Annotated in this window: 18 protein-coding genes and 1 tRNA gene; 14 read left to right on the top strand and 5 right to left on the bottom strand. The window is 34.1% G+C overall.

Annotated elements, in window-relative coordinates; translation table 11 throughout:
• Positions 1–394: 394 nt before the first annotated feature.
• Positions 395–1606 carry a YaiO family outer membrane beta-barrel protein gene (locus BLT84_RS10980; RefSeq protein WP_231929303.1) on the top strand — a complete coding sequence of 404 codons (1212 nt, stop codon included), beginning with the start codon at positions 395–397 and terminating at the stop codon, positions 1604–1606.
• Between the two features lie 2 nt (positions 1607–1608).
• On the top strand, positions 1609–2769 hold the full coding sequence (locus BLT84_RS10975; RefSeq protein WP_091265635.1) for a hypothetical protein: 1161 nt from the start codon (positions 1609–1611) through the stop codon (positions 2767–2769).
• Between the two features lie 3 nt (positions 2770–2772).
• On the opposite strand, the gene BLT84_RS10970 is transcribed toward BLT84_RS10975, so the two are convergent.
• Together BLT84_RS10970 and BLT84_RS10965 are read right to left on the bottom strand one after the other, a co-directional pair.
• Complete coding sequence (locus tag BLT84_RS10970) at positions 2773–4824, bottom strand: LTA synthase family protein (protein WP_091265632.1); 2052 nt, start codon at positions 4822–4824, stop codon at positions 2773–2775.
• A gap of 135 nt (positions 4825–4959) precedes the next feature.
• Positions 4960–5559, bottom strand: a complete 600-nt coding sequence (locus BLT84_RS10965) for a hypothetical protein (protein WP_091265629.1) — start codon at positions 5557–5559, stop codon at positions 4960–4962.
• 263 nt (positions 5560–5822) lie between these two features.
• On the opposite strand from BLT84_RS10965, the gene BLT84_RS10960 reads away from it, so the two are divergent.
• The 4 genes from BLT84_RS10960 (at position 5823) to BLT84_RS10945 (ending at position 8368) form a co-directional block, all read left to right on the top strand.
• Positions 5823–6530, top strand: coding sequence for a VIT family protein (locus BLT84_RS10960; RefSeq protein WP_034891703.1), 708 nt, complete (start codon positions 5823–5825; stop codon positions 6528–6530).
• A gap of 196 nt (positions 6531–6726) precedes the next feature.
• Positions 6727–7401 carry a response regulator transcription factor gene (locus tag BLT84_RS10955; protein WP_091265625.1) on the top strand — a complete coding sequence of 225 codons (675 nt, stop codon included), beginning with the start codon at positions 6727–6729 and terminating at the stop codon, positions 7399–7401.
• Between the two features lie 19 nt (positions 7402–7420).
• Positions 7421–7768, top strand: a complete 348-nt coding sequence (locus tag BLT84_RS10950; protein ID WP_091265622.1) for a hypothetical protein — start codon at positions 7421–7423, stop codon at positions 7766–7768.
• 45 nt (positions 7769–7813) lie between these two features.
• A complete protein-coding gene (locus BLT84_RS10945; RefSeq protein ID WP_157717932.1) occupies positions 7814–8368 on the top strand; it encodes a histidine kinase dimerization/phospho-acceptor domain-containing protein in 555 nt (184 codons plus the stop codon).
• 26 nt (positions 8369–8394) lie between these two features.
• Here the strand turns inward: BLT84_RS10945 and BLT84_RS10940 are convergent, their stop codons facing one another.
• Complete coding sequence (locus BLT84_RS10940; RefSeq protein WP_091265615.1) at positions 8395–9261, bottom strand: IS3 family transposase; 867 nt, start codon at positions 9259–9261, stop codon at positions 8395–8397.
• Positions 9258–9647 carry a transposase gene (locus BLT84_RS10935; RefSeq protein WP_091265612.1) on the bottom strand — a complete coding sequence of 130 codons (390 nt, stop codon included), beginning with the start codon at positions 9645–9647 and terminating at the stop codon, positions 9258–9260. The genes BLT84_RS10940 and BLT84_RS10935 overlap by 4 nt, the downstream gene beginning before the upstream one ends.
• Positions 9648–9655: 8 nt before the next feature.
• Here BLT84_RS10935 and BLT84_RS10930 point away from each other — a divergent pair, with 8 nt between their 5' ends.
• The 3 genes from BLT84_RS10930 to BLT84_RS10920 are packed head-to-tail and all read left to right on the top strand — an operon-like array spanning position 9656 to position 15734.
• Positions 9656–10168, top strand: coding sequence for a sensor histidine kinase (locus BLT84_RS10930; RefSeq protein WP_157717931.1), 513 nt, complete (start codon positions 9656–9658; stop codon positions 10166–10168).
• A 55-nt stretch (positions 10169–10223) separates the two neighbouring features.
• A complete protein-coding gene (locus tag BLT84_RS10925) occupies positions 10224–14567 on the top strand; it encodes a CusA/CzcA family heavy metal efflux RND transporter (RefSeq protein WP_091265604.1) in 4344 nt (1447 codons plus the stop codon).
• A 9-nt stretch (positions 14568–14576) separates the two neighbouring features.
• Complete coding sequence (locus BLT84_RS10920; RefSeq protein WP_034891695.1) at positions 14577–15734, top strand: efflux RND transporter periplasmic adaptor subunit; 1158 nt, start codon at positions 14577–14579, stop codon at positions 15732–15734.
• Between the two features lie 70 nt (positions 15735–15804).
• Here BLT84_RS10920 and BLT84_RS10915 read toward each other — a convergent pair.
• Positions 15805–15882 (bottom strand) — tRNA-Pro (locus BLT84_RS10915).
• Between the two features lie 177 nt (positions 15883–16059).
• On the opposite strand from BLT84_RS10915, the gene BLT84_RS10910 reads away from it, so the two are divergent.
• The 5 genes from BLT84_RS10910 to BLT84_RS10890 all read left to right on the top strand — a co-directional run bounded on the left by BLT84_RS10910 (position 16060) and on the right by BLT84_RS10890 (position 20089).
• Positions 16060–17193 (top strand): PQQ-dependent sugar dehydrogenase, encoded by a 1134-nt coding sequence (locus BLT84_RS10910; RefSeq protein WP_091265601.1) that lies wholly within the window; start codon positions 16060–16062, stop codon positions 17191–17193.
• A complete protein-coding gene (locus BLT84_RS10905; RefSeq protein ID WP_091265597.1) occupies positions 17190–17642 on the top strand; it encodes a c-type cytochrome in 453 nt (150 codons plus the stop codon). The genes BLT84_RS10910 and BLT84_RS10905 overlap by 4 nt, the downstream gene beginning before the upstream one ends.
• Positions 17643–17734: 92 nt before the next feature.
• Positions 17735–18343 (top strand): uridine kinase, encoded by a 609-nt coding sequence (gene udk, locus BLT84_RS10900; protein ID WP_034891603.1) that lies wholly within the window; start codon positions 17735–17737, stop codon positions 18341–18343.
• Between the two features lie 19 nt (positions 18344–18362).
• Complete coding sequence (locus tag BLT84_RS10895; protein WP_034891600.1) at positions 18363–18677, top strand: FtsB family cell division protein; 315 nt, start codon at positions 18363–18365, stop codon at positions 18675–18677.
• Positions 18678–18724: 47 nt separating this feature from the next.
• Positions 18725–20089, top strand: a complete 1365-nt coding sequence (locus tag BLT84_RS10890) for a methylmalonyl-CoA mutase subunit beta (protein WP_091265594.1) — start codon at positions 18725–18727, stop codon at positions 20087–20089.
• Positions 20090–20111: the final 22 nt, after the last annotated feature.

Below are 20111 nucleotides of genomic sequence, written 5' to 3'. Positions count from 1 at the left end.
TCTAACATTAATAGCGAGAATTTATAAAAAGGCTATTTTCAAAGGCACTCCCATTAGATCTGCTTTTTTTATTAAGATAATTTTATAGAAGAGCAGATCGAAAAGAAAAATATTGTTTTCCAAAATTAAAATCCACACCCACCTCAGTCGCTAGCCTAGAATTTTTCTACTGAAATATTCTTGTCTGATATTTCTTTTTATCAAAATCATTGTGTCTTTTTTAAAATTATATATCTTTAATTAATTATGAAGCATACTATTATTGGCTCTTTATAAGTCCAATTGAAAGCACATATCTTTGTACCCCAAGTTTTAACCTATTTTATAAATTCTTATGAATTACCCCAGTTCTAGTAGAATTAAAAGTCAAGCTCTGTTTGCTTTTTTCGTTCTAATGCTCCAAATTCCCAATACTTTTGCTCAGGAAGATCTTAGCTCTGATGAGCTTTTTATAAAGGCGCGTAACACCGCTTTTGATGATGATAACTATCCAAAAGCAATTGCCCTAACCAAAAAGGCTCTAGAAATTAGCCCAGACTACGCAGATATCCGCATATTTTTAGGAAGATTATATACTTGGACAGACAAGGTGGATAGTGCTCGCGTAGAATTTAACCGAGTATTAGAAAAGAACCCGGGACATGAAGATGGTAGTTTGGCATATGGAAGTTTGGAATATTGGAATGATGATTCAAAAAAGGCTAAGGCGATCGTAAATAATGGATTGGAATACCATCCAAAGTCTGAAGAATTGCTTTATTTAAAAGCACGTATTTTAACAGATCTAAGAGAATTTCCCGAAGCTAATAAAACGGTTAATGAGCTTCTAAAGATCAACCCTCAATACTCTAAAGCTAGAGGTTTAAGTGAAAGTATAAAAAATGCTTCTTCAAAAAATATTATAGGACTAACCTATGATTTCGTGTATTTTGACAAACGCTTTGATGATCCATGGCATCTTGCAAGTGTAGACTATGGAAGACAAACAAAATTTGGATCTATAACCGGTAGAGTTAACTACGCAAACAGATTTCAAACTGATGGTGTTCAATTTGAAGTGGATGCTTATCCCAGAATTTCCAATACTTTTTACACCTATGTAAGTGCTGGAATCGCTAAAAAAGATGGAATTTTTCCACAACTTAGAGCGGGTTTTTCTCTTTACGCAAATTTGCCGTGGTCTATGGAGGCAGAGGCAGGTTTTAGAATGCTAAAATTCTCAGATGAAACTTGGATTTACACCGCATCATTGGGAAAATACTATAAAAATTATTGGTTCAATTTAAGAACGTATCTCACCCCTTCTAACGAATCTCTATCTCAGTCTTTAACCTTAAACGTAAGATATTATATTGGTGGTGCAGATGATTTTTTAAGCTTTTCTGTAGGAACTGGTTTATCTCCAGACGATCCTACTAACAACATTTTATATAATAATGGAGATACTTATAAACTTAAGACTAGTGATATCTCTATAGGTTACAGAAGAAGCTTTAATACAACTAATGTTATATTTATTTCTGCAGAACTTGAGAACCAAGAATACCAACAAGGCGTTAAAGGAAATCAGTTTCAAATTGGTGTAGGTTATAATAAAAGGTTCTAAATATGCGTAAAAAGATCTTCAAGCTCATTTTTATAGTTATAATTTTTCTTCCATTAATAATGTGGATGGCATGGGTAATAACTCCAAAAACCAAACTTGTAGTTGCAATAATCGATAAAACCATGCTTACTAAAGAAGGCCAGGAACATATTTCTTTAAACTGGATCTTAAATCATGAACGTTATACTAAGACCACTAAAGATGCTTATGATATCAGCCATGATTACTACGGATTCTTCCCCCAAAAAGATGAAAAATTCAGAATTAAAGGTTTAGAGCGCTTCTCCAAAAATCAGCTAGAGCAGTTAAGCTTAGATGCAGATATGGTCTATTTTACAGATACTTATGGCATTTATAATAATGAGTGGTTTAAGAAAGAAGACGTTGGTGAGCGTTCCGGTATGTTATATGGTGGTTTAAGTTCTAAAGACATTGAACTTTTGCGCTTAATGAAAGAGAAAAAGAAACTTATCATAACCGAATTCAACACGATTGGTTCTCCCACACAGTCTGAAAATAGGAATCAGTTTGAAAATATGTTTCAATTAAAATGGACTGGTTGGACGGCACGCTATTTTGACAATTTAGATATCAGCATAAATAAAGAGATTCCACAATGGCTCATAAGAAATTATGAAAACACACATAAAAGGAAGTGGCCGTTCACAAAGTCTGGAATTGCCTTTGTTAATGATAAGGATGAAGTAGTAATATTGCAGAAAGATGAACATCTTACAGAGTCATTACCACATATAGTTAGTAATGATTATGCACAGGAGCATTTATCATTACCAGAGAAGATTAAATATCCCTTTTGGTTTGATATTATGATACCTAATTTAGAAGTGAACGATGTGGTCTCTAAATTTGAGATAAGCGCTAACAATGCCGGCAAAAATGAACTTAAAAAGTATGGTATTCCAACCACGTTCCCTGCAGTGACCATGCATAAAGACCAAGACTATATCTTCTATTATTTTTCAGGAGACTTTAGTGATAATGCAGTAAATATTACCAGCTCTTATTTTAAAGGCATTGGTTTTTTTGAAGGATTTTTTTATAACGAACAAGATGCTCTAGAAAGAAAAAGTTTCTTTTGGAAGTTCTATCGCCCTATGCTTTCAGAAATTTTAGAAGATTATAACCAAAACCTTAACGATTGATATTTAATTAGACATGGTGTAGTTCTGAAATACGGAATCTGGCACGATCTTTCTTCCTTTAATAATTTCAGCATTCCGCTTTTTAAACAAATTAAAAGCATTAATAAGTTGTGCTTTTTTATCTGCATCATCTATTAATACCTCTTCCATTTTCTCGTTAAATTTATAAAGGTTATCTCCGTTTAAATGATATTCGCCCATTATAAAATCTATAAGATCTGTTTTGGTTTGCATTAACGGAACTTCATGTATATTTTGGAAAGCTCTGGTAGTATCTAAACCTTTTCCTACCCAACTCATAGTTGCTGGTAACTTTATACTGTAATTGGTCTCTAAAAATGATAACAAACTTGGAGCAATATCAAAATGAGTTGAAACAGAATTCATTTCAGCAGTCCTTTTAAGCATAGGAGAATAAACAATGAAGGGTACATGGTACCTATCTAATTTAGTACTCATAGGAATTTCTGGAATTCTGTGATCTCCGGTTATAAGAAAAATGGTGTTCTTAAAATCTGCTCTTTTTCTATAGCTGTCCATAAATTCTTTTATAGCATCATCTGCATATAAAATGCTTACATATTGCTTTTCGTAATTTCTGTAATTTTCTTTTTTACTGTTATCAAAACCTAATTCAGTAAGTCGTTCCTCAAATTTCTTTGTATACCTTTCTTTCTCTTCAATTAGAAAAGGACTATGAGTTGCAAGTGTTAAAAGCACGCTTAATTGCGGTTGAGAGCTACTTACTGGCCTAGTATCTAAATAATACTGGTACAACGCCTTATCGCTATATCCCCAAGAGAATCCATTATTAGCTGGTAACTTTGGATACTTAGATGATGGGAATGTGCTTAGATCATTGATCTCATCTATATTATTAAGCTTTAAATATTGAGACATATTATCAAATCCCGAATCTCCTCCATAATAAAAAGAAGTTCTATATCCATTTGCATTTAAAAGATTGATCATAGATAATTGTTCAGGCATCTTTGGTCCCATTGCTAAATAACCATTTTGCCCGAACGGCAAAGAACCTAGTATAGATGGAAGCACGGCAAAAGTTCTTCCACCCTCGCTCATAAAGTTTTTCCAGTATAAACTTTCTGAAGAAAGGGAATCTAGATATGGGGTGAAATTACCTAAATAAGCGCCGCTATTAGTAAACGCCCTTCCTAATCCTTCTACTAATATTATTACAATATTCGGTTTTTCTGTTCCTGGCTCAAAAAAAGGAGTTAGTACATCATTTTCTATATCCTTATGTAAAAAGGGATAATTCTCTTCATCTACATATTCAAATGGGATAGCTTTGGTAAGCTTGTCTATAAAATCTCCAATATAAGAATCTGCATAGATATCAATTTCATAAATTTCTGGAAAATAATGATCATAGGCTGCGCTATAAAAATGTTCAGATTTATTAGTAATCAGGTTATTGGCATAATCAGATTTTAAGTTGACTTTATTCCATGAAGTTATAGCGTTAACCGGAATATAGATTACTGCTAGTATAACTATTACTGCAGCCAAAATAAAATTCAATTTAAATCGCTTTGGGAGTAAATTTAAAATTACAACGTTAAATAACACCAGAAGGATAAATAATACAGCAGATACTATACTTACTCCCCCAGATGCTCCCACGGTTTGGGTTATATCTTCAAGCGAATAGCCAAAAAGATCTGCTCCCAACATTACCAAAGCGGTATTAAAATAACTTATAAGTAATAGTTGAATTACGAATATTAAGGATATAAATAGTTTGAAACTGATGTTTGCTAGCTTAGGAGCTATTAGATATAATATCGCATAAAGAATAAAAAGTAATGGAATGAACTTTAACCAAAAAAGCAGATCTATATAAAAACTCCACATCAATAGCTTTAAGAAACCTAAAGGAAGACCGTGGAAATTAGAATTTAGAGAAACTTCTATAACGCTTAATAGAAATATCAAGGCTAACCATATAAGTGAGAGCGCTGCAAAAGATTGAACTAAAGATTTTATTCTTAAAAAAGTAGTGTGCTCCTTTTCGGTGTAATTTTCAGGCATTCAAAATAGAGTTATTTCTTAAATATAAGCTCAAACAAGACAATACAAATATGTAAATACGATATGAATTATAGCTCAAAAAACTAATTTTTTATTTCTATTGTCAATTCTTCACAGAGGAATAAGTTCTTAAACTTAGTTCTTACTAATTGGAGAAATCATTATATGTGCTCTATGAGTTCCCGGATCCATGATCCATGGCATTCCCGGAGCTTCTGGCTTTATAGGCAAACCTGTAGATTCTGCAGTTGCATAAGGAATGTAAACTACATATCTAAATTTACCATCTTTTAGATCACCCGTATTTTTATTGTAATTTTCTTCAGAACCGCTAAGAACAAATAAGGCACTTGGAGCATCCGGCATCTCTAAACTTCCATCTGCAGCTTCTTTTGCTCTAATTTGTCTTTTTTCAGCTTCAGATCTCCCTGCAGCTTTTAACGCTCTTCCTCGTTCCATAAATGGCTCTAACTTTTTAGAATAACAGGTAACCTGAATTCCTTCTTTGGAAGGGTCATCTCCTATACAAACCATATAATTAGATCCTTCTCTAAGCACCTCTAATTCTCCACTCTCGCTATATCCATATACCATTGCTCCTTCTCTTTGATCTTCTGGAGCGGCGAGTACAGCGGTTTTAATTTGAATAGCTACTGGTAAACTAGTTCTTTCTTTATCTTGAGAAAAGCCGGAGATTCCAATTAAAACTGCTATTAATGTTATAAAATTTTTCATGTTATTATGTTTTATAGAACCAGCCCGAAGTGCCGTTCATTTTTATAAATATAAGAATTTATATTTCTAAATATATAGTAGACTAAACTCTTGTTGAATCAACTTAAAAGTTTAGAATAAAATTATTCGTGCTATCTAGAACATATCTTATTTCTAAGCTGCTATTAAATACTAATCTTGTTGGATTTATTTAATTATCTTCAGTAAAAATAGGAACACCTCTTATTTTCATAATTCAAACTTAACATTAATAAGGCATACCGATGAGCGAAACAGTAGACGACTATTTGGATAATCATTACATACATAGAAGTAATTGGTTAAGAGCGGCAGTTTTGGGTGCAAATGATGGTATTCTTTCTACTGCAAGTTTAGCCATAGGGGTAGCAGCTGCCAGCGACTTAAGAGAGCCTATTATTCTGGCCACGTTGGCAGGATTGGTAGCAGGTGCACTTTCTATGGCTGCCGGAGAATATGTCTCTGTTAGCTCACAAACCGACGTGGAAAGTGCAGATATCGCCAGAGAAAAAATAGAATTAGAAGAAACTCCAGAATTAGAATTGCAGCGCCTTGCAGAGATCTATGAAAAAAGAGGACTTAAAAAAGATACCGCACTAATTGTAGCCAAAGAGCTAACCGAGCATGATGTACTGGCCGCCCATATTAGAGATGAATTGGGAATTAATGAGATAAGCCAAGCAAAACCAATTCAGGCTGCTTTTGCATCTGGAGCCTCCTTTACCGTAGGTGGCGTGCTACCATTATTAGTAGTTCTTTTTCTACCGGTTCAATCTATGGAGTATTACTTGTATGGTTTTGCCACTATTTTCTTGATAATTCTGGGGGCCTTAGCCGCCAAAGCTGGAGGATCTAATATTGCAAAAGCTGTTCTTAGAATAACTTTTTGGGGTACTGTTGCCATGGGATTAACGGCTGTTGTAGGTTATTTTTTTGGAGTAAATCTCGCTTAAATAAAAGTTCTAATGAGATTTTTAAAAACCGATCTTTAGTTGAACCTTGATCTTTTTGAAACTTCCTATAAAATAGAGATAATACCAAATTATGAGCGATAGAATAATATAAATATGATATTCCTCCTTTAAATCTTAATTGAATCTTAAGGTATTTATTAAGAGCTATTAAAGAATAAAAATTAAAATTTGTAAGATGAAATTATTACTTGTAGAAGATGAAGTTGGTATTGCCAATTTTGTGAAACAGGGATTAGAGGAAAATGGCTTTACCGTAGAGGTAGCCGATGATGGCAGCAAAGGATTAGAATTGGCACTTGCCAAGAATTATGATCTATTGCTTCTAGACTGGATGCTTCCCGGTATGAGCGGCATTGAGATCTGTAGTAATTTTAGAAATCATGATAAAGAAACACCAATTATCTTTTTAACCGCGAAAGATACAGTAGATGAAACCGTTCTAGGCTTGAAAAGCGGAGCCAATGATTTTATCAAAAAACCATTTCATTTTAAAGAATTACTAGAACGTATTAAGGTTCAATTAAGAAAAGGTGCTAAAGAAGAACATAAATTAACTGTAGGAAAAATAGTTTTAAATATTTCCACCCATCAAGTTTATAATGATATAGATGAAGTACACCTAACTCAAAGAGAATTTGAACTGCTTCAATATTTACTTCAGCATAAAGGTAAAGTTTGCGAGAGGACCGAGATCATCCGCAAGGTTTGGAATATTCATTTTGATTATGATTCTAGCGTTATTGATGTCTATATAAATTCATTAAGAAAGAAACTTAATTTAAATGTCCAAAACAATTTAATTGAGACCATTCGCGGGGTTGGATATATTATTAAAGAACCTAGATCTTAGATAAGTTACAAAAAGCAGAATGAAACTAAATTTTAAAAATAGGATCGCTTATCATTATATAGTTGCCACTGCCCTTATTGTTGGACTGGTTTTTTTGGTGATCTTTTTTGTAGTTAAAAGTACTGTTTACGCAAATCTAGATAAAGATCTGAACTTTGAGATCCAAAAGCATACCCAGGAGATCACTATTTCTAATGATAGTATTTATTTCTCTAATAAAGAGGAATTGGAAGAACGCGAACATGTAGAAGTTCAGGTTAATCCTGTATTTATTCAGCTATCAGGAACAAACGGAAAATTATTTGACAAGTCTCCAAACCTTAAAGATAAGGAATTAGCAACCTCAGCAAATCAAAAAGCCGGTTAGCATTTTAATACAATCCTATCTAATGAGCCAATACGCCAGGTACAATTGCCAATAGAGAAAAATGATGTTTTAAAAGGATACGTGGTTGCGGCAATGTCTTTGGAAGGTTCTACCAGAGTAATTAGAAATCTTGGAAATACCTTACTACTTCTCTACCCTCTAATAATTATTGGTCTATTTTTCATCTCTAGCTTTCTTGCCGGTAGAAGTATTGCTCCCATAAGATCTATAATTGCTACAACTAATAAAATTACCAGAAATAATCTAAATGACCGAGTAGCTTTACCTCAGAAAAAAGATGAACTACACGAACTATCATCGGCCATAAATGAACTCTTAAATAGAATTGAAAGAACTATAGAGAGAGAACGCCAATTTACATCAGACGCTTCTCATGAGCTCCGTACACCATTAGCTTCATTAAGAGGAAATCTAGAAGTGCTAATTCAAAAAGAACGCAGTGCCGCCGAATACGTAGAAAAAATAGAGTACAGTCTAGGAGTTATAGATACTATGAGCTTTACCTTGGACCAACTACTCACTTTAGCTAGAATGGACGCTCCTACCATTTCCGAGTTGTATTATACTGAAATAGGTTGACCATTTTTGATTCAATTTCCGACAATTTAAATGGTTAATAATTCTAAATTTTGTTTGTTCCTTTTGTAGGAATGATAGTCTACATTTCGATTCAAATGAACAAAGTTAGGGGTGTTCAATTTGAGACTAAAATGAGGTCTTTTGTTGTTGTAAATCTCAACAGCTCGTTTGACCATCTTCTTCGCTAAGTTAGTATTTTTTATAGTCCGTTTTAAATCATATTCATATTTAAGGGTTCTGTTGATTCTCTCAGCCATGGCATTCTCGTATGGGTCGTATTTCTCGGTCATGCTCATTTGTATTCCATGTTCCTCAGTAAAGCTGGTGTATTGGGGATTGCAATACTGAATTCCACGATCTGAATGATGAATGAGTTTCTGATTCTTGTATTTCCTGTTTTTAATGGCCATTTTAAGCGCATCGATGCAAAGTGATGTCTTCATATGGCTTGCCAATTTATAACCCATAATTTGCTTAGAATAGGCGTCTGTGACTAATGCCAAGTAACTGTGTCCGTTCTGCGTTTTGATATAGGTAATATCGCTTACCCAAAGTTGTTCCGGCCTGGTGGGAACTTTGTCTTTTACGAGGTTTTTGTATTTAAAGAACCGGTGTTTTGAATCGGTTGTGATATGGAACCGCTTTAATTTAGGAACGAGCAGGTTATTCATTCGCATTACTCGATAGAATTTATCCCTTCCTATTTTAATACCGAGTCTGTCCATATCAGCCTTTAATTCCTGATACAGTTTAATTCCACCGGTACGCAGTCCATACTGACTCCGATACTCTTTGATGAGTCGAATAATTAGCTGTTGCTCTGTTTGCCTGTTCTGATGAGATTTTAAGCGCTTATAAAAAGCTTGTTTGGAAACCCCAAAACATTGGATCAACCATTTTCTTTTAAACGGTTTTGCTTCTTTTTTTCGATCTCGTCTGCTAATGTTTTGGGCAATGACTTTTTTGACATATCAACTCCGGTAATAAGTTCCATGTCAGCAATAATGTCTTGTTGGAAGTCTTTTACAAACTCTAATTCCTCTATTTTTTCTTTGAGTTTCTTGATCTCATCTTTCTTGCTCATCCCTTGTTTCTTTTGTTCTAAAGTACTGTATTTTTTCAACCAATAATAGATGGAAGCTCTGGAAACCTCATATTTATCGGAAGCATGATTGATAGAGATTTGTGCATTCTGGATCTGATCAATAATAACTAGCTTAAGATCATACCCTACTTTTTTGTAGGAAGTTTTTCGACAGTGTTCATTTTGTTCTTTCATTAGGTATAGTGCTAAAAGGTTTAATTTTTAGTCAACCTATTTCAGGAAAGTACAAGTCTAAAGATGTAACCTTACTTTCTACCTTGGTAGATGAAATAGTGTATAAAAACAAAGAAGCAATTCAGCATAAGAATCTACAGGTTAAATTAAAGCTTCAAACCAATCGAGATTATGTTGTACCTAGATATAACGCACATCTAATTCTAGATAATATTATTCAAAATGCCGTTAAATACTCTTATGAAAATGGAATTATATCTATAGTTCTAGAAGCAAGAAAGGAAGCCATAATTTGTACTATTACCGACAATGGGATAGGTATCAAAAAAGAAGATATTCAGAAAATATTTAATAGCTTCTATAGATCTAATGCGTTGCAACATAAGCATATTAAAGGAAACGGACTTGGATTATCTATTGCTAAAAAATCTGCAGACGCTATTGGTGCTAAAATAGAATTAGAAAGCCAATTAGAAGGAGGCACCAGTTTTAAAATACTATTTAAGCCAATCTTAAGCTAGAAATTTCTCTTAACTTAGAGATCAGGTCTATATTTGACTTAGATAAAATATTCCTATGCTCGATCGTATCATTAAATTTAGTATTTCACACAAGCTAATAATCTTGCTTTTTACGATCTTCATTGTTGGTTTTGGGATCTATTCGCTTTCTCAAATTCCTATTGGTGCTGTACCAGATGTAACCAATAATCAAGTACAGGTAATTACTACTTCCCAGAATCTTTCTACTCAAGATATGGAACAATATATTACCTATCCTGTAGAACTGGAAATGGCGAACTTGCCCGGAGTAAAAGAAATTAGATCGGTCTCTAAATTTGGATTATCTGTAGTTACCATTGTTTTTGAAGAAGATCTAGGCACTTATCTCCCAAGACAACTTATTGCAGAAAAAATTAAATCGGCTTCAGAAAAGATTCCCGAAGGTTTTGGTAAGCCACAAATGGGGCCAATCACTACCGGATTAGGTGAGATCTATCAATATACTTTAGATACCGAGCCAGGATTTGAAGACCGTTACTCTGCAGAAGATCTTAGAACCATTCAAGACTGGTTGGTAAAAAGGCAGCTTTCTGGCATTAGAGGTGTGGTAGAAATCAATGCGTGGGGAGGTTATGTAAAAGAGTATGAAGTTGCCATCAATTCAAAAAAATTGAATGCAATGCATATTTCTATATCGAAGATATTTAGTGCATTAGAGAATAACAATAGCGTTGCAGGTGGTGGATATATAGAAAAAGTAAATCAAGCTTATTTTATACGGGGACAAGGACGCGTATCCTCTTTAGATGATATTAGAAATATCGTGGTGGAGAATGATAATGGTATACCTGTTTTTATAAAAGATGTAGCTGAAGTTGGATTTGGTCAAGCCACCCGTTTTGGTGCCATTACAGCCAACGGAAAAGGAGAAACCGTACTTGGGCAAGTAATGATGTTAAAAGGAGCAAACTCTAACAAGGTAATAGAAGATGTAAAAGCAAGGGTTTCAGAGATTGCTACTTCGCTACCTGAAGGGGTAGTGATTAAGCCTTTCTTAGATAGAAGTGAATTAATTGGAAGAACTACTTTTACCATTGCAGAAAACCTTATTGTAGGATGCCTTATCGTAATTTTTGTTGTGGTATTACTATTAGGTAATTTTCGCTCTGGTTTAGTAGTGGCATCTGTAATACCGCTATGTCTTCTATTCGCACTTTCTTTAATGTACATCTTTGGAGTAGATGCAAATTTGATGAGCTTAGGGGCTATAGATTTTGGTATTATAATAGATGGAGCCGTTATTATTGTAGAATTTACGGCCTTTGAGATCACGAAAAAACATAAAGAATATGAAAATTTAGGAAAACAAGAACTAAAAAATCTTAAAGATCGCGTCACCTTTAATAGTTCTTCAAAGATGATGAACTCTGCTATTTTCGGGCAACTTATCATTCTAATCGTTTTTATTCCAATTCTATCTTTAACGGGTGTGGAAGGCAAAATGTTCAGACCTATGGCACTTACCTTCAGTTTTGCATTAATAGGTGCAATGATTTTGTGTTTAACATACGTTCCGGTGGCTTCTGCTCTCTTTCTAAGATCTAAGGAGCAGTCTGAGAAGAATATTTCTGTGAGACTTATAAAATTTTTAAATCGAAGTTATAAACCTGCCATCATTTGGGCCTTAAATAAAAAGAAACTTGTATTAGGTATTGCTATTGCTCTCCTAATATTCTCCGGATATATATTCAGCCGTAGGGGAGGTGAATTTATTCCGCAATTAGATGAAGGGGATTTTGTAATTCAGCCTGTACTAAAAACAGGAACTTCTTTGAGTAAAACAATAGAAACTACCACAGAAATTGAAAATATTCTTCTGGATAGTTTCCCTGAAGTAGAACAAGTTGTAAGTAGAATTGGTGCAGCAGAAGTTCCTACAGACCCTATGTCTATGGAAGAAAGTGATGTTATAATATCTCTTAAGCCTAAATCTGAATGGGTTTCAGCTAAAACCAAAGATGAACTTGCAGAACGATTTAAAGAAGCGCTGGCAATAATACCTGGAATGGAAATAGAATTCACTCAGCCTATAGAGATGCGTTTCAATGAATTGATAACGGGAGTGAGAGCAGATATAGCCATTAAGATCTTTGGAGAAAATCTAGATATTTTAAACTCAAAAGCTCAGAAGATCAAAAACCTGATTAGAGATGTAGAAGGAGCTTCAGATATAACGGTTGAAAAAATTGTGGGACTTCCTCAAATGAATGTAAATTTCAATAGAGAGAAAATTGCGAGATATGGCCTTAATATCGCAGATCTCAACAAAGTAATAACTATGGGATTTTCCGGAGAAACCGCAGGGAGTGTTTTTGAGGGAGAAAAACGTTTTGATATGGTTCTAAGGCTTCAAAAGGAAAGTAGGAAGGATATTTCTAACTTAAAGAATCTGTATGTAGATACGCCATCTGGAGCGAAAATTCCGCTAAGCGAACTTGCAGATATAACCTATCAAAAAGGAGCTGCAAAAATTTCTAGAGATAATACACAAAGACGTATTGTAGTGGGTGTAAACGTTAGAGATAGTGATCTTCAAACAGTAGTAGATAAAATAAAAGGAATTGTAGAACCTAATATTAGCCTGCCTCCGGGATATACTATTACGTATGGAGGTCAATTTGAAAATTTACAAAGCGCCACTGCAAGACTTAAGGTAGCAGTACCCATTGCCCTGATACTTATATTTATCCTACTCTACTTCGCTTTTGGAACAATTAGAGAAGCATTGATGATTTTTTCTGCTATACCATTAGCAGCCGTAGGCGGCATCTTATTATTGTGGGCACGTGGCATGCCATTTAGCATTTCTGCCGGTGTTGGTTTTATTGCACTATTTGGGATCGCTGTACTAAATGGAATAGTATTGATAGAACATTTTAAAGAACTAAGGGAAGACGGTATGAAAAATGACGATGACCTAATTGTAAATGGTGCACAGAATAGATTACGTGCTGTACTTTTAACCGCCTCTGCTTTTGCTTTAGGATTTTTACCGATGGCGGTATCTTCTGGAGCGGGAGCAGAAGTTCAACGCCCACTTGCAACTGTTGTTATTGGTGGATTAATCACTTCTACCCTGTTAACACTAATTGTGTTGCCGGTGATATATTCTCTATTCAGCAAAGAAAAAAAGAAGAAAGAAGCAGATACTAAAAATTTAAAGATAAAGCCACTTAGTGTTATCCTTTTACTTTTCGGATTTTCTGCGTTTTCTCAAGAGACTCAAGTAATAACTATAGAAAATGTTCAAGATCTTAAAGAAATTGCTCTTGAAAATAATCTTGGACTAAAAGCATCTTCTCTAAGAATTAATGAATCTGACGCTTTAATTGGTACTGCCTTTACTTTTGATAAAACCGAAGGGTATTTTGGAAAAGATGAAAGTAACAGAGCTTTAGATAAATCTCTGAACGTTATTGGAATCAGACAGTTCTTCGATTTCCCTACGGTTTATCTTGCCAGAAAAAAAGTTCGTAAAGCTCAATTTAGAGAAGCACAAAGTTCTTTTCAGCTTAAAAAACTTAGAATAGAACAGCAGGTTGCTGAGGTTTATTATCAGCTTCAGTATGAAAATGCTAAAATTTCAGCTTACAAAGATCTTGATAGTCTTTACCAAAAGTTTGCATATGCTGCCAAGAGAAGGTTTGAACTTGGAGAAACTAATTATTTAGAAAAGATCACCGCCAGATCTAAACAGAAACAGTTAGAGACACAACTAAAACAAGCACAAAATGAACTTAATATCTCTTATGAGAAACTTAAACCATTATTAAATACAGATAAGGACGTTATTATTCAAACCTGGAAATTAGATAAAGTGGCATTAGACAATCTGGGGATTGAAGGTAATCCTGGGATCGATCTGTATCGCAATAAAACTGATTATTTTAAGGCTCAAGCCGGATTGGAGAAACAACAGTTATTGCCAGATATTAGTCTAAATTATTTTCAATTTAATAATGATATGGTAGAAGATCCTTTAAGAGGATATCAGGTTGGAATACATATACCTATCTTATTCTTTGGAAATTCTTCAAAAATAAAAGCAGCAAATTTTGCAAAAAGTGCTTCTATTCAAGATGCCAAAGATTACGAGAACAGATTAAATTCTGAATATAACCAGCTGTTGCAGCAAATGAATAAACATGAACAAGCACTTTCTTATTACGAAAGCGAAGGAAAAGAGCTTTCTAAGGAAATCATTAAAACTGCTACTATGAGCTTTAAAAATGGAGAGATAGATTTTTTTGAATACATCCAAAGTTTAGAAAACTCTTATGCTATCATCCTTACTTATTATGAAAATTTGAATGCATATAATAAAACGGTGCTTCAACTAAATTACCTAACCTTATAACTTCTGCCCATGTATATTAATATTCAAAGATATCTTCTAGTACTCACTATAGTCTCGGCAATATATTCGTGCGGAAATAATGAAGAAACGCCTAAAGACGTTAATAGCGGTGAAAGCACTGCTAAGAAAGGAGAAATAACTTTAAGCGTTGCTCAATTTGATGGGAGCAATATGAAAATTGATAAGCTTACTGAAAAATATTTTCCTGTTAGTGTAGCTGCTACCGGAGTTATAGATGTTCCACCAGAAAATAAAGCGGTCATTAGCTCCTTTGCAGATGGATATGTTAGACAGACACCACTGCTTATTGGTGACTCGGTTAAAAAAGGACAATTTCTGCTTAGTTTGGAAAATCCAGAGTACATTCAGATGCAACAAGATTATTTAGATGCTATGGAGCAGATGAAATATTTGAAATCTGAGTATGAACGTCAAAAAACGCTCATAGAAGAAAATATAACTTCAGAGAAGAATTATCTAAAAGCTGAAAGCGACTACAAAAGAAATTTGGCTAAATACCAAGCGCTTCGCAAAAAGTTACAAATGTTAAATTTGTCTCCTGATGCCATAGAAAAAGGTTCTATTTCTTCTCAAATTAGAATTTATTCGCCTATTACAGGGAGTATTACAGAAATGAATATCAATAATGGAATGTATGTTTCTGCAGCTCAAAATTTAATGCAAATTATAGATAGAGATCATTTACATATAGAGCTAGATGTTTTTGAAAAAGATCTGATGAATATCAAAAAAGATCAGGAAATAAAATTCAGCATTCCTGAGGCAAATAATGATACCATAGAAGGAGAAGTTCATTTGGTAGGAACTTCTATTAATAGTGAAAAAAGAACAGTGAAGGTGCATGGGCATTTTAAAGATGAAAGTTTAAAAAATAAATTTGCTACCGGAATGTTTGTAGAAGCTCAGATCCAAACAGCTGAAAAGAAGGCAAAAGCGCTTCCTACAGAGAGTATAGTGTCTCTAGATAATACTAACTATGTTCTGATTTTAGTAGACAGAACAGATAGTGGCTATGTGTTTAAACGTCGTGAGGTAAAATTAGGAGATGTTTATAACGGTTTTACCGTTATTACAAATAGCAAAGATTTTAAACCAGATGATCAATTTGTGACTAAAGGAGCCTTTCCGTTAATAAAGGAAGAATAAATATAATCTTCTATGTTTGGAAGATTTATATACACAAAAAAGCCCTGAACAAATGTTCAAGGCTTTTATTTGGTCGGGGTGGCAGGATTCGAACCTGCGGCCTCCTGCTCCCAAAGCAGGCGCGATAACCGGGCTACGCTACACCCCGAAGGTTATCTTTGTGATAAGCAATGAAAGCTTATCGTCATAGCGGGTGCAAATATAAGAATAACTTTTAATGTACCTACAAAGTGCAAAGAAAAATCAAAAAATATCTAAAGTGCCTTAACACTTGTTTCACAGCTCTATAGGTAGTTTTTTAGTAACTTCAACACAAAATAAATTTATGAAATACTTAAAATTCTCGTTTTTAAGCCTTCTTTTAATTGCATTTTCTGCGTGCGCACAAAAGGATACTAGTATTACCCCTTCCTCCTATTATTATGACTATGAAATGGTGGTAGACGGACTTCAAATTCCGTGGGGAATAGCATTTTTACCGGATGGAAGTATGCTCATTACAGAAAAAAGTGGCGAGTTGATACATTTTAAGGATGGTAAAAAAGTAGCCGTATCTGGCGTTCCGGAGGTGTATGTTAGAGGGCAGGGCGGTTTATTAGACATTGTACTACATCCAGATTATAAAAATAATGGGTGGATCTACATTACTTATTCCTCTTCAGAAGGTGAAGGAGATGGAGGTAATACCGCAATTATGCGTGCTCAATTAAGCGAAAATAAGCTTACAAATAAAGAAGTCCTTTACAAAGCTTCCCCAAACACTACTAAAGGACAACATTTTGGCTCGAGAATAGCTTTTGATAATGAAGGATATCTTTACTTCTCTGCAGGAGAGCGTGGAGAAAGAGATATCAATCCTCAGAATATTACCAGAGATAACGGTAAAATATATAGGCTTAATGATGATGGATCCATACCAAATGATAATCCATTTGTTGGTCAAAATAATGCAAAAACTGCTATTTATAGCTATGGGCATAGAAATCCACAAGGTTTAATCTTACATCCGGAAACTGGAGAGATCTGGGAGCATGAACACGGGCCTATGGGTGGAGATGAAATAAATATCATTAAAAAAGGAGCCAACTATGGATGGCCAGTAGTTACTTATGGTAAAAATTATAACGGCACTAGTATTACTTCAGAAACATCCAAACCAGGAATAGAAGAGCCAATTTACTATTGGGTACCTTCTATTGCTCCTAGCGGAATGGCATTTATCACTTCAGATAAATATCCGAATCTTAAAGGAAATTTATTGGTAGGATCATTAAAATTTCAATACCTTGAATTGGATATACTAGAAGGTGAAAAAGTTGTTAAAAGAGAGAAACTTTTTGAAGATCTAGGAAGATTTCGCGATGTTCGCCAAGCGCCAGACGGATACATTTATGCCGCCGTAGAGGGAAAAGGAATTATTAAATTAATAGAAGTAAAAACCACTAAAACTGAAAAATGAGATTAATATTAAGTCTTTTTATAATGGTATTGATCGTTGGATGCAAATCAGACGAGAATAAGAATGATAACACAGAAAAAATAGTAATTGGAGACAAACCTAAATCTACAACTACTTCCACTCAAAATGAATATCCACAGGGAAAAGAAGTTTATAATAATCTATGCGCTACCTGCCACTTACCATCAGGAAAAGGTATTGCTGGTAGCTTTCCACCACTAGACGGCTCTAATTGGTTAACAGAAAAAAGAGCTGAAAGTATACATGCGGTTAAATATGGCTTAAATGGGCCTATAGTAGTAAATGATGTAGAATATAATAACGTAATGGCCCCAATGGGTCTTACAGATCAGGAAGTAGCAGACGTGCTTAATTATACCATGAGTTCTTGGGGAAATACCAACGATAACCCTATCACTCTAGAAGAAGTAAAAGCTGTGAAAGAGTAAGAAAAAAAAGTTCTACATACTACCATTAAATTAAAATCCAAAGGCCGGCTTTTAAAAGTAATAATTAACTTTGCCCATAAATTTTAGTATTTATGTTAATTATAGGAATTGCTGGTGGAACCGGAAGTGGTAAAACTACCGTGGTTAGACAAATTTTAGATGAATTGAATAATGATGAAGTTGATGTAATTTCTCAAGATTCATATTATCAGGATACCAGCCATCTGCCAATGGAGGAACGAAAAAAGATAAATTTTGATCATCCAAAATCTATAGATTTTGATCTTTTAGTCTCTCATTTAAAAGATCTGAAAGCAGGCAAAACCATCGAACAACCTGTATATTCTTTTAAAGATCATAACCGTACAGGTGAGACAGTGACTACACAGCCAAAAAAGGTAATCATAGTTGAAGGAATTCTGATTCTTACTCATACAGACATCAGAGATATGTTCGATATTAAAATATACGTGCATGCAGATAGTGATGAGCGTCTAATTAGAAGACTAAAAAGAGATATTAATGATCGCGGTAGAGATCTGGAAGAAGTACTTTGGCGTTACCAGACAACATTAAAACCTATGCATCAACAATTTATTGAGCCAACCAAAGAATTTGCAGATATTATAATTCCTACCAATAGATACAATACGGTGGCGGTAGATATCGTTCAAACCATCATTAAAGAGAGATTGGGTTAATTTTGTATCTTTAAAAACTATGAATCTAAAGCAGCTTAGACAAAAAAGATGGTTCAAAATCATTAGTAATAGATACGTTCTGTTGCTTCTGATCTTTACCTTCTGGATGCTTTTTTTAGATAGTAACTCATGGTACATTCAGCGAGAACTCAACCAAAAGGTAGACGAGCTTAATACCAACAAAGAATATTACAAAAAAGAGATCGCTAAAGACAAAGCAACTATGGAAAGTCTGGACGATTCTTTTGAACTAGAAAGCTTTGCAAGGCAACAATATTATATGAAAAGGCCAAATGAAGATATTTACATTATTGAATATGATACTGTAAATTAAACGCCTTACGTTTTTTACATTTTGCCTAATCTTAAAAAAACTAAACAATGAGTCAGCCTTTATTTCAGGAATTTGAAGAGGTTTCTGCCAAACAATGGAAGCAAAAGATCCAAGTTGATTTAAAAGGAGCAGATTATAACGAGAAGCTTGTTTTTAAAAGTAGAGATGGCATTCATATAAAACCATTTTATAATGCTGAAGATGTTGAAAAAACATTCAGTATAAATTCTCCAAAGAATTGGCAGATCTGTGAAAAGATCTTCGTGGTTTCAGAAGAAAAAAGTAATAAAAGGGCTCTTGAAGTACTTACCAAAGGTGCCGAAAGTTTATGGTTTATCATTTCTTCTGAGAAGACAGATTTTCAGAAGTTATTCAAAGATATCTCTCTTAAAGATACTCCTATCTACTTAAATTTTGAGTTTTTACCAGAGAGCACTTTTGAGGAGTTGCTTACTTTTATAAGCGGTACAGATCATCAAATAAGACTTCATATTGATATTGTTGGAAATTTTGCCCGTTCGGGGAATTGGTACTTTGATCTTAAAAAAGATCACGAAATCTTATCTAAGATCGTATCAAAATCAGCTGATTTTAAATCAGTGCTGAGCGTAGATTCTGGTTTATACCAAAATGCAGGTGCCACTATTCCACAAGAATTGGCTTATGCTCTAGCTCATGCAAATGAATACCTAAATCATTTTTCAGAAAATAAAGATCTGGAGATCGATTTTATTGTGGCTTCCGGAACCAATTATTTCTTTGAGATCGCCAAGATCAGAGCACTTCGTATTTTATATGCCAGCTTGGCTTCAGAATATGGTATCAATGAAAAATGTTATGTATTGGCTCAACCTACAAAACGAGACAAGACCTTATACGATTTTAATGTAAACCTACTTAGAACCACCACACAGACAATGAGCGCTGTACTTGGAGGTGCAGATGCTGTCTACAATATGCCTTATGATGCAATTTATCATAAGAATAATGAGTTTGGAGATAGAATAGCTAGAAATCAGTTACTTATTTTAAAGACTGAAAGCTATTTTGATAAAGTTTCCAACGCTGCAGAAGGAGCTTATTATATAGAAAGTTTGACTCAGCAATTTGCAGAAAAAGCCTTGGAAATATTTAAAGAAATTGAAGCTGGAGGTGGATTTTTAAAAGAATTGAAGGAAGGGATCATTCAAAGAAAAATAGCTGAAAGTGCTAAATTGGAGCAAGAGAAATTTGACAAAGGTGAATTAGTGCTGATAGGCACCAACAAATATGAGAATCCTGAAGATAAAATGAAGGCGGATTTAGAATTGTTTCCATTTTTGAAGATGAATCCTAGAAAAACCTTGATCTCTCCAATTTTAGAGAGAAGATTATCAGAAAGATCTGAACAAGAGCGATTAGAAAAAGAGTAATTTCAGTCACGAAATACTATTA

This window comes from Gillisia sp. Hel1_33_143, assembly GCF_900104765.1.
Taxonomy (GTDB): domain Bacteria; phylum Bacteroidota; class Bacteroidia; order Flavobacteriales; family Flavobacteriaceae; genus Gillisia.
This window is presented reverse-complemented; position numbering and strand designations above follow the sequence as displayed.